Genomic DNA, 302 nt, shown 5'->3' on the forward strand with positions numbered 1-302 from the left:
TCCCACCAAGTACCATCAGCGCTAGAGAGCTTAACTTCTGTGTTCGGAATGGGAACAGGTGTATCCTCTCTGCTATTATAACCAGATTATTGTCTAAATTTTCATTTATCTTTTTTCTAAGACAAGTATTATAATAACATCTTTGTCTTATTATGTCAATACTTTTTTCATTCGATTTATAGCTCACAAAACTCATAAAAATCTCTAATTATTGACAAATTTAAATACATAGAGTTAACACTCTAAAAACTGCATATATATTTTAATTAATGAACATCAAATAAATATTGGTCAAGTCCTCG

The 302-nt window shown here is 29.1% G+C and carries 1 rRNA gene; it reads right to left on the reverse strand.

What is annotated here, in order from left to right:
• Positions 1-86, reverse strand: a 5S ribosomal RNA gene (gene rrf / locus KGF36_RS19990); the annotation flags it as partial.
• Between the last annotated feature and the right edge of the window lie 216 nt (positions 87-302).

The sequence above is a fragment of the Clostridioides sp. ZZV14-6009 genome (assembly GCF_020658095.1).
Taxonomy (GTDB): Bacteria; Bacillota; Clostridia; order Peptostreptococcales; family Peptostreptococcaceae; genus Clostridioides.